A 13,354-nucleotide genomic window follows, 5' to 3' on the forward strand; every position below is an offset into this window, starting at 1 on the left:
TTCTACATCTCAACCTGCGTACCCAGTTCGATCACTCGGTTCAGCGGCAAGTTGAAATATTTAAGGTTGCTGTTGGCGTTCTTCAGCAGAAAAGCGAACAAGCCTTCTCGCCAACGAGCCATACCGATCCGCTTGGTCGGGATAACGGTCTCGCGGCTAAGGACGTAGGTCGTACGCATCGGACTGAAGTCCAGCTCACTCAAATGACAAACACTCAAGGCTGCGGGTACGTCAGGCTCCTCGATAAAGCCAAAGTGGAGACTGACTCGGAAGAACCCTTCGCCGTAAGCTTCAACCTCAAACCGTCGACCCTGGGCGACAAAGTCCCCATCGTATTACTACCTCAGGAGTGGCTCGCCGGAGCGCTTCCACAGACTCAAAGCGTCAAAGATGCTGCCCTGTATTACTTCCTTCCCCACTGCACTGAAAAGACAAATGAGCCAAACAGCATTGGCCTTTGGCAGCAAGTCTATGAGCGCATGGGACTGAATTTACAGGTTCAAGCGAGCGGGTGCTGCGGCATGTCTGGTACTTATGGGCATGAGACAAAAAACGCCGGTACTTCAGAGGTGATCTACAAGCAGTCTTGGGCGCCGCTCGTGCCCCTGGCCGGTTATTGGCTGACAGATATTCTTGCCGAAGCCAAGTGAAACGGCAAGATGGTGTGACCGTCTAGCATCCCCTGCAGGCGCTGCGCGCTGTTGTCAGGGATAATGCAGCCTGAGCTCATGCGCATCAGTAAACTTTTGCCTGAGACTCAGTAAATGACTCGGCAGTGGGCCCACTTCCGTCTGCTTTTCGGCCCGGACTCATCTCACGAAAAAACGTACGCCGATATTCAGACGGCGACGTGCCAAGATGAACGCCGAATTGCTGCCTCAAAGATAAGGGCGTTCCGAACCCTGCCTCACCCGCCACACACTCAATAGGCAAGTCAGTCGTCTCCAACAGCTCTTGCGCCCTGACAACGCGCTGGGCGTTTAACCATTTTGAGAATGTGCTTCCGGTGGCTTCCCTGAATCGCCGAGTAAATGTGCGCCGACTCATTCTCGCCCTGTCCGCCAGCACGTCGAGCGACAGATCACTCGAAAGGTTCACACGGGCCCACGTTAGAACATCAGACAGATGAGTCTCGCTGGACAGTTGTGGCACAGGATGCTCCACGTACTGAGCTTGGCCGCCCTGCCTGTGCGGCGGCGTCACCAGCATCTTCGCGGTGCGATTCGCCACCCCAGCGCCGAGTCTCTGGCGTACCAGGTGAAGGCAACAGTCGATAGCCGCTACGGTTCCTGCAGAGGTTATGATATTGCCATCACTAACATAAAGCACGTCGGGTCTGAAACGAACGGCGGGAAAACGTTGGGCAAACTTTTCTCGGCCTGCCCAGTGAGTGGTTGCTTCTCTCCCATCCAGTAGCCCTGCATCCCCTAGCACAAACGCGCCCAAGCACAGCCCTACGATGAGCTTACCCTGCGTGTGGGCGAGCTGCAGCGCGTTCACAAGTTGCGCAGATGCAGCGACCGATGGATCAGCCCACGCTGGAATGACGATTACATCAGAGGCCTCCATCAGCTCCAGGCCTTGAGCAACCGCTAAGTCGAGACCTTGGTCGCTAGTAACCATACCCGGCGTCTCTGCGAAGTAATTGACCTCATACTGAGGTTCACCAGGTGCGGACTGCGCCGTCCCCAGCACCATTCCCGGCACGGAAAGATGGAACAGGCTGACGCCGTCAAAAGCCAGAACAGCAACACGTATGGATTGCATCAGTGATCCTCGAGGTAGCTGTGTGGCTTGCATCGAGCGCGCACAGGAATATATGAGCAACGGTCAACGGTGATGCATCGCGTGGGCGGTATAAGCAACTGATCCCGTGGACTCGCGGACAAGGCTGATCGTTTGGCCCGATTATATCGAAATATGTCATTCAGGCCACTGTTGACCTTTATTGCATTGAGCAAGAATTGAGGCATCAATGTATTAACAGGATTCACCCCATGAACTTCAAAGCTCTTCCCCTCGTCCTTAGCATTGCTTGCGCGGCAGGGGCCACCACGGCATTCGCGGAAACAACTACGCCGAAGCCGTCTGATGCATCTCATAAAGTGGGTTTGCAGGAAATTCGTAACGCCACCGTAAAAATCTCCTACGGCGGCACCACCTTCCTGATCGACCCGATGCTTGCCAAGAAGGGAGCGTATCCAGGATTTGAAAATACCTATCGGAGCAACCTTCGCAATCCATTGGTTGATCTGACCGAGTCGCCCGAAAAAGTGATCTCTGGTGTTGACGCCGTCATCGTCACTCATACGCATCTTGACCACTGGGACGATGCCGCACAAAAAGCACTGCCGAAAGACATCCCTCTGTTCACGCAGCATGAGGACGATGCGAAGTTAATTCGCTCCCAAGGTTTCAGGAATGTGCGCGTACTGACTGACGAAGCTGAATTCGGCGGCGTCAAAATCACCAAGACCGGTGGTCAGCATGGCACCGACGAAATGTATGCAGTACCCGCTTTAGCGAAGCCTCTTCGCGAAGCAATGGGCGTCGTTTTTCAAGCTACAGGCTACAAGACCCTTTATCTAGCCGGTGACACTGTCTGGCGTAAAGAGGTCGACCAGACCATTGAGAAATATCATCCCGAAGTCATCGTACTGAATGCTGGGAAAGCAATGATGACCGGCTATACGGGATCGATCATCATGGGCGAGGAAGACGTTTTACGCGCCTCAAAGGCTGCGAAGGACGCGAAAATCGTCGCAGTGCACATGGATGCAATTAACCACATGTCCCTGAGTCGTGAAGAGCTGCGCACATACGTCAAGAAGCAAGGTATCGAGAGCCGGGTCGATATTCCGGAAGACGGCGCTTCACTGGAGTTCTGACTCAAACCTTTTAGGTTCGGAATAAGGCAGGTGCTCTACCTGCCGACCTGAGCCTTCACCACCAATCCCTATGCTCGGATAATTTGACCGGAGATCGTTCATGAAACGTGGCCTTGTAGTAGTTGATCTGCAAAACGAATACCTGCCCACTGGCAAGCTGCCTTTGACCGGCATCGACACCGCTGTCGAGAATGCTATCCGGGTGATCAGCCACTCCCGTGATAAGGGATTTCCTGTTTTCCACATACGACATGAGTCCGCTGAAGGTGCTCCGATCTTTGCAAAGGGATCCACTGGTGCGGAAATTCAACCAGATGTAGCTCCACAAGGTAATGAACCTGTAATCGTAAAAAAACACATCAACGCCTTCAGGGAAACTGATCTGAAGCAGCAGTTGGAAGCCGCTGATGTTCAGGAAATCGTAGTCATAGGCGCGATGAGCCACATGTGCATCGACGCAGTAGTACGTGCGGCGGTGGATATGGGTTATCCGGTTACTGTGCTGCACGATGCCTGCGCCACTTTGGATCTCACATTTGGTGGTGTAAACGTTCCAGCCGCTCATGCACATGCAACGATGATGGCAGCCTTTGAGTTCGGCTATGCCACCGTCAAATCGGTGGACGAGTACCTGTCGGTCTAACCGCGCAACGACTTAACTTTGCGGGGCCCCATGGGGCCATCGCTTTCATCATCAACGCACTAGCAATTTGGTGGTTTAGATTTACTTAACTTGACGGCGTAATAATTGGCTGAAGCATCGACAGAGCCAGGGCCACTTAAAATCAGTGGCCCTGGGTTCGGGAAGCTTTCACAGCTTTAGTGCCTTGTCCGCCGCGATGCCACCGGGGGTGAGCACCCCCGAATCCATCCAGACTTCAGAAGTCTTCCTTTTCTTCCCGGATGTCGACCTCGCCCATAGCCCCCAAATAGATCTTTCGACAGGGCAACTCGGTGATGAATCCGATTTCGAAAAGCATCCTGGGGATATCCCTAAACATGCTCGACACCTCCCATTTCTCAGTGAACGGCTTCATTGTCTCTGCAACGAATGAGTCTAGGTCGAAGTCCTGCGTTGCGACAAATGGCCCTGCGCGGGCGTACCCTTCGAAAATGCCGGATGATATGCAGATGACTTCTCCGGCCTTCACGATCATAACCCCACCTTATGATTGTTCATGGGGCTTCATGGCCAGGATAAACACGACCATTACTGCAACACTTGCGGGGTGAAATGGCGCATCCCCTGTGAAAGCCGCAGAAACTCCCGCAAGCTCGCACGCCCATTGCCGCGCTGAAACGTCGCGATTACGTACCGCGAGTTCACGGTTGTCAGTACCCAAAAACGGCCCTCGCGCTCCGCTTTAATCACGTCAGAAGTGCGGATCAAGTGCCCGTCGCCAAACCGCCCATACCGGTCTTTACGCTTGTGACCAAACACGACACCTAATCCAGCACGAGCCTTTATGGATACTCCGCAGAGATAGGCTGTTATCGGTTTGTCGAAGCCTTGCGCTTGTGCTTTTAGGATTCGTGCGAGATCGAAATCTGTATGTCGTTTTCCATGATAATCCACATCCAAAGTATTCAGCATAATTGTGCTCCTTTCGCAGCCCGTATGGGGTTACCAGGAAATCCGCACGAAACCATCTGCCCTGATATCGTGCGGGACTCTTGGAAAATTTCAGGCTGTACGAATCATGTTCACGTGATAGATCGGACGGACGTTGTTCAGTGCATCGCTGCTGAAGCCAGGTTGGTGAGAGCTGTGGTATTTGGAGCCGGTCTCCACCTCCAGCAGGCACACAACACACTCGTTTTGGTCTTCACCAAGCGTCACTTTGGTCAGTTTCTCCATTCGCCAAACTCCCGTGCCATTCATGTGGGCAGGTGTGACTACTTGCACCTCTGTGATGATCGTCTCAGCGTCTTGGGAAATCAGGAGTTGCTGAAGTCGAGGTTCGCTGTCGACCATCAGAACCGCCTCTGAAATTCGGCCCTTGGTCTTGGCCTGGACGGTTACGTGATACCAGTGATTACGAAGCACTTTGGATACCTGATGCCATTGGTACTGACCCTCACCGAACATGCCTGGTAGGCCCAGCATGTCGGCGTCGTGTGTTCTAAACATCGTATGTCCTTGGCCTGAAGGGGCTCCGATATAGAGCGCAGGTTAGAAGAGGGAGAAAACGTCTTTCAGGCTTGCGAGCTGTTCATGACCAGGGCCAATCAATACGTAAACAGAGTTTCTGGTCTCGAACGCAATACCGTCGTGGAGACCGGTGCACATGCTTGAACGAACCCAATCGCCGCGTTCGAAACGGCCTTGGCTGTCCTCGGCCACGTTGTGAGCAAACAGGATCATCGGGAGCTGGCCCGCTGCATGACATTTGAAGAGTTCGTCGCGGGTGACTTCAATGCGAAATATTGTCCAGTCGCGGACTAGGCAGTAAGGCTTTTTAGGAAAGCGTTCGACTGCTAAAGCTCGAGCTGCAGAGGTGCTCGACAGGCCCTCAAGTGGTGTCCGTGGCGCATTCATGAAGTCGGGTTCTTCGACGCTAGCCATAGGGCTTCCTTTCATTAATAACCGGGAAATTGACAATTCAATCCCGCTTGTTGTCGCTCGCACTCGAGCAGATGGCTCCCGCAAGCAAGGTGCTTAGCTCCGCTTACGGATGTATATGCATCGAAAAGCAGGCCTCAAAAACGCTGATGGCACCGTAATACGGATCATAGCCCGTGTTATGGTGCATCGCAATATGGCCTTATCCTCGATTTGCGTGGGGAAATGTCATGGAGGCCGCAGAAGCCCTAGCTGTAGTGGTGCGAGCACTGCGTAGAAAAAAAGGTCTTACGCAAGAAAACCTGATCACTATTGACCGTTCCTATTGGGGCCGAATTGAGCGTGGGGAGGTGAACATCACGATTGATGTGCTCATTCGTCTCGCAGCGCTGCTTGAGGTTGAGCCGGCCTCATTGATTCTCATGGCGACGTGTCTACAGTCCAACGAGCCGCTTAGGGAGGGGCTGAAGCGTTTGAATAAGCAACTAAATAGGATAAAAAAGGACAGCGTAGATATTGAGATGGAGTCGTTGGTAAGTGCAGGGAAGCTTCCTCCTGGTCGACCGGCGCGATCCGGAGCAGCGCAGAAAGCCGCAGAGGCAAATCGCCTGAACAGTGAGGGAGTGTCAGTGACTGAGATATCGGAAGCGTTGGGTCTGTCTAAAACTACTATTCGTAGGTATTTGACCAGCAAGTCCGAACAGGCCTGATTTTTGAATGACCAGCACCAGGCTGAAGATGCCTCAGGAAGGTATGCTGTGGAAGACAGCTTTAGCTCACCTTGGCCTCTTAGGACTTCATCACCCTTTCTTCAGATCGCTTTCGGTGAACATGCTAGCGATGATACGGGCGTCAAGAAGAGCGTGATGCGGAAGCGGAACCCCGTCACTTGTGGCATCCAGAGTGGTGCCGTCAGTGGGGTAATTCCGGACGTTCCTTGGCCATTTACCATCGTCATATGCGAGTTCGCAGAAAAGCTCCCAGTCGTACTGTGGAGCGTCTGTGACAATCTCCAGAACTTCGTCGAACGAGGCTAGGAAATCGAGCAGTGCACTTCTTGCCCCGATAGTAGGTTGTGCATTGCCACCGCCCCATAGCTGCGGAAGAACGATCTCTACGACGAAGTCGCTGCAATCTTCCTCTCGCCATGTGTCGACCAATTCCACGTAGAATTCGCGTCCATCCTCAGCTACCAGTGCGAGTGATATCAGCTTCGCTGTGGCTGAGAGCCGGGTAAACTCGCAATCAAGAAAGAGCCTCATGTTGGAACTCCGTTATGACTAGGGCTCGCCTGGATATGGCGCAGGAGGGTCAGTTATGGGAGATGGCCCTCGAGCATCTCGGCTCAGACGGACTCCTCCAAGCGGTCATAGAAATGTGGAGCCGCGCCGGGTGCCCGTCCAGACCAGTCGTTGAGCATCTATCCCACGACAAGGTTAGCCAAGAAGTCTTGAATATACTGAAAATTGCCCAGGAACGAGTCGGTGCCTTCGTACCGGGTCGAATTCGGGCTGCAGGCACAGTCACCTTATACGCTCGTCACGCCAGCAGCTTGGTTGATGGGCTCATCACATTGCTACCAAAGGCGCAGCTTTCGCGTGCCCTGCGAGGCTCATGTATTGAAATCGAACTGGGGATTTAACGTCCAAGCAGTTTCCCGATGGACGCCGGTCAGCAGCAATCCTTGTAGAATTTTACCAGTGAAGTGCCACCCCTTTGAGATGCTCTATGAACTCTGAATTAACCGAAGAAGAAATGCGTCGTGCCCTTTTTGGTACGCCTCAGCCAAAGGAGCAAGTTTCTACTCCGCTAGTGCTGGAGCCTGTGCCAGAGATCGTTTTCACGAAGCCCGCAGAGGCTCCACTAGCCAAGAAGAAAGTGACGAAGGCGTTTACGCCCAGGCTGCGGGTCACGCTCCGGGTTGGGAACGAGTTTGAGGGGAAAATGACCGAGTTGATTCACGAGGCTGATACGTTGAGCTCGTTGCTTGCGGAGCAGGAGGCCGTGAGGGCTGCAAGGAAGAAGTACAAATATGTTGAGGTCGTATCAGTCAGATCGATGTAGAGGCCTAGCTGAACTACTCAGGCGAATGGTGGCGCTCATAACATCTTCACATTTCGACCATGTCCAAGGCTGATCTAAAAAGGGTAATGTTCAGCTTTCGAATCAGGGACGACTTGCATGGCTTTGAAAATCCGTACGGCGACGGTAGCAGACGCTGTAGCCATCCAGCGCATTTACGCCCCCATCGTTTCGACAACGGCCATCTCGTTCGAAGAGATTCCGCCAAGCGCTGAGGAAATCGCTCAGCGAATAGCGACAACGCTTTTGACATATCCCTACTTGGTGGCCGAAGAAGGTGGGGAGATCAAGGGCTATGCCTACGCAAGCCAGCATCGCGCTCGTCCGGCCTACCGATGGGCTGTGGACGTGACGGTGTATATAGCCGAGTCGGCTCGCCGGCAGGGCGTTGGCCGTGAACTCTATGAAACCTTGCTTCCGATTCTCGAAAAGCAGAGGTTTCGCGCAGCTTACGCCGGAATTGCGCAGCCCAATGAAGGAAGTGTCGGTCTGCACGAGTCGCTAGGATTCGTACACATTGGGACGTATCCAGAAGTGGGCTTCAAGCTTGGAAAATGGCACGACGTCGGTTACTGGAGGCTTGGGCTGTGTCAGGCAACCCCTCCGTTGGAACCCATTCTTTTCCCCAAGCTTGAGGTTGCATCGCAGTAGGTTCACTCGCTGTGCGTTGTGACTATCAGACTTCGGCAGTGAGGTGGCCTTGCAGCTGCTTGAGCACAGCTCGGGCAACGGTCATCCTGTGGAAGTGACTAACCTTGCGCTTTTTTCAGCCCTTTCAATCGCACGTTCGCTCTTTGCACAGCTGCCATTTTTTCAGGCCGCTTCATGCGTTTCCACTTTCTAATGTCTTCCTTGCTGCGCCCGCAACTCACACAGAGATCACCACTTAGCTGGCAAGTCGAGATACAGGGATTTTCGATTTCTTTAGCCATTGTCAGTCCCCTTTAGTCGCGCCTGATTGAGCAAGGCGATTTTTCCAGTTGCCACCATGCGTGCGCTGGCACTCCTCCTCAGAGTCAAAGCAGACATAGCGGTCTGAAAGGTTCAGATCGATGTCGGCCTCGTTCAACGCGATAGAGGTCAACTCAACAATGCGCGCCTTCGCTATAGCCTGGGCGAGCTTCTTGTCAGCCAGTGTTTCGAACACCCAGACTACCTTGAGGGTTTCACTCAACGCATTCAGGTCGGCGGTGTGAGTGAGCCACGTAAATCCTTCGATCTCCCCTTTTGCTGTTTCGCACGCTTCGGTGAGGGTAGTAATTAATCGACGTTCGATACGCGCAAGCTCACGTTTCCCTAGTGGCATTAGGAGTTCCTATGAAGTCGAGGTTGGGGAGCCGGTGAATCAAACTAATCGAAACTCGACCGTAAGGTGGCTGACTTCGTGGACAGGCTTCAGTCGTTCACGAATGCTTTCAGCGTTCAAAGTGGATTCGCCGAGGACGCTGACAATAGCCGCATGCGCCTCTGGCCCGACCCGCCAGACATGCAGGTCTGTAATGGTTGCATCACCCGGCTTCTCAACCAGCTCGCGGATTTCATCTGCAACGTGCTCATCAGTTTGATCCAGCAGTACAGCCGAGGTGACGCCCATCAAACTCCATGCCCAACGCGCAATAACTATGGCACCCACAATGCCCATTACCGGATCCAGCCACACCCATCCGAGATACCGGCCAGCGAGCAGTGCTGCAATTGCCAGGACGGAGGTCAGAGCGTCCGCTATCACATGGACGTAAGCTGATTTCAGGTTGTTATCGCCGTGCCCATGATGATCATGATCGTGCCCATGACTGTGACCGTGGCCAAGCAGAAGCGCGCTCACAATGTTTACGATCAAACCCACAATCGCAATGAGCGTAGCGGTTCCGAATTGAACCTCCGTCGGCTGCAAAAGACGCATGACCGACTCTACGGCGATTACCAAGGACACCATGCCGAGAATGAGCGCCGATGCAAATCCACCCAGGTCTCCAACCTTGCCCGTACCGAAGCTATAACGACTGCTGGAGGCGTGGCGTTTTGCGTAACTGTACGCAACTGCAGCGATGCCCAAAGCGCCTGCATGGGTTGCCATGTGAAAGCCGTCGGCGAGTAGAGCCATCGAGCCAGTGATATAGCCGGCGACGATTTCGCCGACCATCATCACCACCGTTAGCGCCACAACCCAAAGGGTACGTTTGGCATTTTCTTCGTGTGCTGACCCGAGGAACACATGGTCATGTACGTGATTAATTTCGATGTTGTGGCTGCTGCTCATGAGCATGTACCTAGATTTTTCACTTGGAATAGCGGCGAATGGCTTCAAGAAGCTCTTCGACACCCTTGTTGCGCTCTTCATCGCTAAGCGTTGGGCTCGCTACATGCTCTCTGGCGTGATCCTCAATAATTTCGTCCATCAATCCGTTGATAGCTCCACGTGTGGCAGCTACGAGATGCAATGTTTTCGCGCAATCGGCATCCGATTCCAGTGCACGCTCAACGGCTTGGATTTGCCCCGCGATGCGTTTCACGCGCTTGAGAAGATCGTCTTTGTTTGAAGCTATATGGCCCATGGGAGAACCCCCTTTGACTGTGCATACGCGCATCATAGGTATACCCCCTATACCTATGTAAGCGCCGTTTGACGGAAAGCTCATAAACAGCTATTTGCCGAAACTGGCTTCAGATAGGAGGAAGGGCGAAACAGGATGATCAGGACTCTGCTATTGGCCGCTCTTTGCTATGATGTTGACAAAGCGAGCAGGTCAAACGAGATGCAATTGCTGGTTAGGTCGAATGCAGACGGTGGCCAAGTGGAGTGCGAATGGGACTCCAAGGCCACGTACTTCGGGTGGGATCAAACCCTGTTGCCATTCTCATCAATGACGACTTGTCCGTCTTCCTTGACGAAACTGCCGCTCTGCTCCTGAGGCAGAAGGTCGAGAACGGCCTCTGACGGGCGACACAAGCGTGTGCCCAACGGCGTCACGACGATGGGGCGATTGATCAGGATAGGATGAGCCATCATGGCATCGATGAGCTGCTCGTCAGTCAGCGATGCATCGCCCAATCCCAGCTCCTCGTACGGAGTGCCTTTGATACGCAAAAGAGCCTGCACTCCGATACCCATATCCCCAATGAGTCTGACAAGTGTGGTGCGATCAGGCGGGGTCTTCAGATACTCGATAACCGTCGGTTCTTCCCCGCTGTTACGGATCAACTCCAAGGTGTTGCGAGAGGTGCCGCATTCGGGGTTGTGGTAGATCGTGATCTGGCTCATATCGCTTCCTCGTACTGACGTTAGATGGAGCGCTGGTTGACGCGTTTGGAAAGCTCTTCGGCGGACTCTTTACGCTCGGAGTACCGATCAACCAAATAATCCTGGCGATCCCGCAACAGTAGGGTGAACTTCATCAGCTCTTCCATCACGTCCACGAGACGGTCGTAGTACGAGGACGGCTTCATACGACCTGCCTCGTCGAACTCGGTAAATGCCTTGGCAACCGAAGATTGGTTTGGGATGGTGAACATCCGCATCCATCGGCCCAGTACGCGCAGCTGATTAACCACGTTGAAAGATTGAGAGCCACCGCAGACCTGCATCACTGCAAGGGTCTTTCCTTGCGTAGGTCGTACAGCACCTATCGCCAGCGGAACCCAGTCAATTTGGGCTTTGAATACTGCACTCATAGAACCGTGACGCTCAGGGGAGCACCACACCTGCCCCTCAGACCATTGCATCAGCTCGCGCAGCTCAGCGACCTTGGGATGTGTATCGGCAGCGTCATCCGGAAGCGGCAGACCCGATGGGTCAAAGATCTTGGTTTCAGCGCCAAACTCATTCAGCAGGCGTGCCGCCTCTTGCGTGACTAACCGGCTGAATGAGCGCTCTCGCGTTGATCCATACAGCAGAAGAATGCGAGGTTTATGGAGCGAAGGCGTGCGAGGCGACAGTTGCTCCAGCGACGGAATGTCGATCAGGTCGGCGTGTACGTTCGGCAATGTGTCTTGCGTATAAACTCCTACGGCGGCGCCTGGTTGGGTGCCGCCTCGGTTGATCTTTAAAGCGAACCGATGCGGTTCAGTTCAGCTTTCAACTGTTCAGCGCTGATGGTCTTCAGTGGCAGCGCAAGAAATGCGCTCACGCGCTCGTGAATTTTGGCGAGTGTGGTTTCAAAAGCTGCGGTGATCTCGGCTTCCGAACCGCTAGCGTCAGACGGGTCGGCCAGACCCCAATGCGCCTTCAAAGCTGGCCCAAAGAAGATTGGGCATGCCTCACCCGCTGCCCGGTCACAGACAGTGATCACGATGTCTGGAGGTGAGCCTTCAAAAGCATCCGAAGCCTTGCTGCTCAAGCCCGCCGTAGAGATACCCGCCGCCTCCAGCGTTTGCAATGCCCGTTGATTCACCCGGCCACTGGGAAAGCTTCCTGAGCTGACGGCTTCTACACCCTCGGGCGCCAAGTGGTTGAAAAGCGCTTCGGACAGAATGCTGCGGCAGCTGTTGTGGGTGCACATGAACAAGACTTTCATCAGACGATTCCTTGATTCAAAAACTGAGGCGCAGTGCCAGGGCGGACAATGTGGCGACGAGGATGGGCACGGTCAGCACGATCCCGGTCTTGAAGTAGTAACCCCAGCTGATCGTTATATTTTTCCGGGCGAGCACGTGCAGCCACAACAGAGTTGCCAAGCTCCCAATTGGGGTGATCTTCGGGCCCAGGTCGCAGCCGATGATGTTGGCGTAAACCATCGCTTGCTGGACAACACCATCGACTTCGGCGGCATGAATGGATAAGGCGCCTACCAAAACGGTGGGCATGTTGTTCATGATCGAAGACAGCAACGCTGTTAGCAGCCCTGTACCAAGGGACGCGCCCCAAACGCCATAACCGGCGAACACGTTCAGGATCTGCGCGATGTGGTCGGTCAGGCCGGCGTTCTTCAGGCCATAAACAACCAGGTACATACCCAAAGAAAAAATCACCACCTGCCATGGCGCCTCTTTGAGCACCTTGCTTGTGTTGATGGCGTGACCACGAGCCGCGATGACGTAAAGAATGAATGCACAGACCGCTGCAATGGCGCTGATTGGCACCCCCAATGGCTCAATGACAAAGAAGCCGATCAGCAGTAGTGCCAGCACCCACCAACCGGCTACAAAAGTGGCCCGGTCGTGGATTGCCTCGTCCGGATTGTCCAGTTGGTTGAGGTCATAGGTCTTTGGTAAATCTTTGCGGAAAAACCACAGCAGCATGGCTAACGTCGCCGCCACGCTGACGATGTTTACCGGCACCATGATCGAAGCATATTCGTTGAAGCCGATATCGAAGTAGTCGGCAGAAACGATGTTGACCAGGTTGGAAACCACCAGCGGTAAGCTCGCCGTATCGGCGATAAAACCGGCTGCCATAACGAATGCCAACGTAGCAGCAGGAGAAAAACGCAGCGCCAGCAACATCGCGATCACAATGGGTGTGAGGATCAATGCTGCTCCGTCATTGGCGAACAGGGCCGACACCGCTGCGCCCAGCAGGACGATAAATGCGAACAGCTTGCGGGTGCTCCCGCCTCCCCATCGGGCGACATGCAGCGCAGCCCATTTGAAGAAGCCTGCCTCATCAAGCAACAGACTAATAATAATGACCGCGATGAACGTTCCGGTAGCGTTCCAGACTATGCGCCAAACCTCCGGTATGTCGGCAAGGGTAACGACACCTGCCAGCAACGCCACGATGGCACCGAACATCGCACTCCAGCCCACCCCCAGCCCCTTGGGCTGCCAGATGACAAGGACGATGGTGGCGATAAAGATCAATACGGCAATCAGCATTTCATTA

Annotated in this window: 19 protein-coding genes and 2 pseudogenes; 6 read left to right on the top strand and 15 right to left on the bottom strand. The window is 53.9% G+C overall.

Translation table 11 applies throughout. The features are described 5' to 3' along the window. Positions 1-2: 2 nt before the first annotated feature. Positions 3-314: pseudogene (locus tag ACIGDJ_RS14925) on the bottom strand (potassium transporter Kup); the annotation flags it as partial. Here ACIGDJ_RS14925 and ACIGDJ_RS14930 point away from each other — a divergent pair. After that, positions 309-676 (top strand): annotated as a pseudogene (locus tag ACIGDJ_RS14930) (hypothetical protein); the annotation flags it as partial. The pseudogenes ACIGDJ_RS14925 and ACIGDJ_RS14930 overlap by 6 nt on opposite strands. A 59-nt stretch (positions 677-735) precedes the next feature. On the opposite strand, the gene ACIGDJ_RS14935 reads toward ACIGDJ_RS14930, so the two are convergent. Beyond that, positions 736-1,767, bottom strand: coding sequence for a GlxA family transcriptional regulator (locus ACIGDJ_RS14935; protein ID WP_034139979.1), 1,032 nt, complete (start codon positions 1,765-1,767; stop codon positions 736-738). Positions 1,768-1,997: 230 nt separating this feature from the next. On the opposite strand from ACIGDJ_RS14935, the gene ACIGDJ_RS14940 reads away from it, so the two are divergent. Together ACIGDJ_RS14940 and ACIGDJ_RS14945 are read left to right on the top strand one after the other, a co-directional pair. Beyond that, a complete protein-coding gene (locus ACIGDJ_RS14940) occupies positions 1,998-2,888 on the top strand; it encodes an MBL fold metallo-hydrolase (RefSeq protein ID WP_397504567.1) in 891 nt (296 codons plus the stop codon). 100 nt (positions 2,889-2,988) lie between these two features. Further along, a complete protein-coding gene (locus tag ACIGDJ_RS14945) occupies positions 2,989-3,531 on the top strand; it encodes a cysteine hydrolase family protein (protein WP_034139977.1) in 543 nt (180 codons plus the stop codon). Positions 3,532-3,766: 235 nt separating this feature from the next. Here ACIGDJ_RS14945 and ACIGDJ_RS14950 read toward each other — a convergent pair whose 3' ends face one another. The 4 genes from ACIGDJ_RS14950 to ACIGDJ_RS14965 form a co-directional block, all read right to left on the bottom strand. After that, a complete protein-coding gene (locus ACIGDJ_RS14950; protein WP_038443841.1) occupies positions 3,767-4,045 on the bottom strand; it encodes a hypothetical protein in 279 nt (92 codons plus the stop codon). A 53-nt stretch (positions 4,046-4,098) separates the two neighbouring features. Continuing rightward, positions 4,099-4,482: a hypothetical protein gene (locus ACIGDJ_RS14955; RefSeq protein ID WP_038443843.1), complete on the bottom strand. Its 384-nt coding sequence runs from the start codon at positions 4,480-4,482 to the stop codon at positions 4,099-4,101. 90 nt (positions 4,483-4,572) lie between these two features. Further along, positions 4,573-5,019, bottom strand: coding sequence for a hypothetical protein (locus ACIGDJ_RS14960; protein WP_038443846.1), 447 nt, complete (start codon positions 5,017-5,019; stop codon positions 4,573-4,575). A 42-nt stretch (positions 5,020-5,061) separates the two neighbouring features. Next, positions 5,062-5,454 (bottom strand): DUF6957 family protein, encoded by a 393-nt coding sequence (locus tag ACIGDJ_RS14965; RefSeq protein ID WP_051903165.1) that lies wholly within the window; start codon positions 5,452-5,454, stop codon positions 5,062-5,064. A gap of 227 nt (positions 5,455-5,681) precedes the next feature. Here ACIGDJ_RS14965 and ACIGDJ_RS14970 point away from each other — a divergent pair, with 227 nt between their 5' ends. Then, entirely contained in the window at positions 5,682-6,161 is a 480-nt protein-coding gene (locus ACIGDJ_RS14970) for a helix-turn-helix domain-containing protein (protein ID WP_050499464.1), read from the top strand. A 90-nt stretch (positions 6,162-6,251) separates the two neighbouring features. Here ACIGDJ_RS14970 and ACIGDJ_RS14975 read toward each other — a convergent pair whose 3' ends face one another. Next, positions 6,252-6,713: a 3'-5' exoribonuclease gene (locus ACIGDJ_RS14975; RefSeq protein WP_038443848.1), complete on the bottom strand. Its 462-nt coding sequence runs from the start codon at positions 6,711-6,713 to the stop codon at positions 6,252-6,254. A 466-nt stretch (positions 6,714-7,179) separates the two neighbouring features. Here ACIGDJ_RS14975 and ACIGDJ_RS14980 point away from each other — a divergent pair, with 466 nt between their 5' ends. After that, a complete protein-coding gene (locus ACIGDJ_RS14980; protein WP_038443850.1) occupies positions 7,180-7,515 on the top strand; it encodes a hypothetical protein in 336 nt (111 codons plus the stop codon). Positions 7,516-7,632: 117 nt separating this feature from the next. Then, entirely contained in the window at positions 7,633-8,184 is a 552-nt protein-coding gene (locus ACIGDJ_RS14985) for an arsinothricin resistance N-acetyltransferase ArsN1 family B (protein ID WP_038443853.1), read from the top strand. A 98-nt stretch (positions 8,185-8,282) separates the two neighbouring features. Here ACIGDJ_RS14985 and ACIGDJ_RS14990 read toward each other — a convergent pair whose 3' ends face one another. From ACIGDJ_RS14990 to ACIGDJ_RS15025, 8 genes are all read right to left on the bottom strand, one after another. After that, on the bottom strand, positions 8,283-8,465 hold the full coding sequence (locus ACIGDJ_RS14990) for a DUF1289 domain-containing protein (protein ID WP_080727717.1): 183 nt from the start codon (positions 8,463-8,465) through the stop codon (positions 8,283-8,285). 2 nt (positions 8,466-8,467) lie between these two features. Further along, positions 8,468-8,839: a hypothetical protein gene (locus ACIGDJ_RS14995; protein WP_038443854.1), complete on the bottom strand. Its 372-nt coding sequence runs from the start codon at positions 8,837-8,839 to the stop codon at positions 8,468-8,470. 39 nt (positions 8,840-8,878) lie between these two features. After that, entirely contained in the window at positions 8,879-9,793 is a 915-nt protein-coding gene (dmeF, locus tag ACIGDJ_RS15000; protein WP_038443855.1) for a CDF family Co(II)/Ni(II) efflux transporter DmeF, read from the bottom strand. A 19-nt stretch (positions 9,794-9,812) separates the two neighbouring features. Continuing rightward, positions 9,813-10,088, bottom strand: coding sequence for a metal/formaldehyde-sensitive transcriptional repressor (locus tag ACIGDJ_RS15005; protein ID WP_080725266.1), 276 nt, complete (start codon positions 10,086-10,088; stop codon positions 9,813-9,815). A gap of 284 nt (positions 10,089-10,372) precedes the next feature. Beyond that, positions 10,373-10,795 carry an arsenate reductase (glutaredoxin) gene (gene arsC / locus ACIGDJ_RS15010; RefSeq protein WP_038443859.1) on the bottom strand — a complete coding sequence of 141 codons (423 nt, stop codon included), beginning with the start codon at positions 10,793-10,795 and terminating at the stop codon, positions 10,373-10,375. A 20-nt stretch (positions 10,796-10,815) separates the two neighbouring features. Then, the gene (gene arsH, locus ACIGDJ_RS15015; protein WP_397479091.1) at positions 10,816-11,574 is read right to left on the bottom strand and encodes an arsenical resistance protein ArsH; all 759 of its coding nucleotides are present in this window, start codon (positions 11,572-11,574) and stop codon (positions 10,816-10,818) included. 2 nt (positions 11,575-11,576) lie between these two features. Beyond that, a complete protein-coding gene (locus ACIGDJ_RS15020) occupies positions 11,577-12,047 on the bottom strand; it encodes an arsenate reductase ArsC (RefSeq protein ID WP_003395039.1) in 471 nt (156 codons plus the stop codon). A gap of 16 nt (positions 12,048-12,063) precedes the next feature. Next, the gene (locus tag ACIGDJ_RS15025) at positions 12,064-13,347 is read right to left on the bottom strand and encodes an arsenic transporter (protein WP_007247284.1); all 1,284 of its coding nucleotides are present in this window, start codon (positions 13,345-13,347) and stop codon (positions 12,064-12,066) included. Positions 13,348-13,354: the final 7 nt, after the last annotated feature.

Origin of the sequence: Pseudomonas sp. NPDC079367 (genome assembly GCF_044542195.1) — a bacterium.
GTDB lineage: Bacteria > Pseudomonadota > Gammaproteobacteria > Pseudomonadales > Pseudomonadaceae > Aquipseudomonas.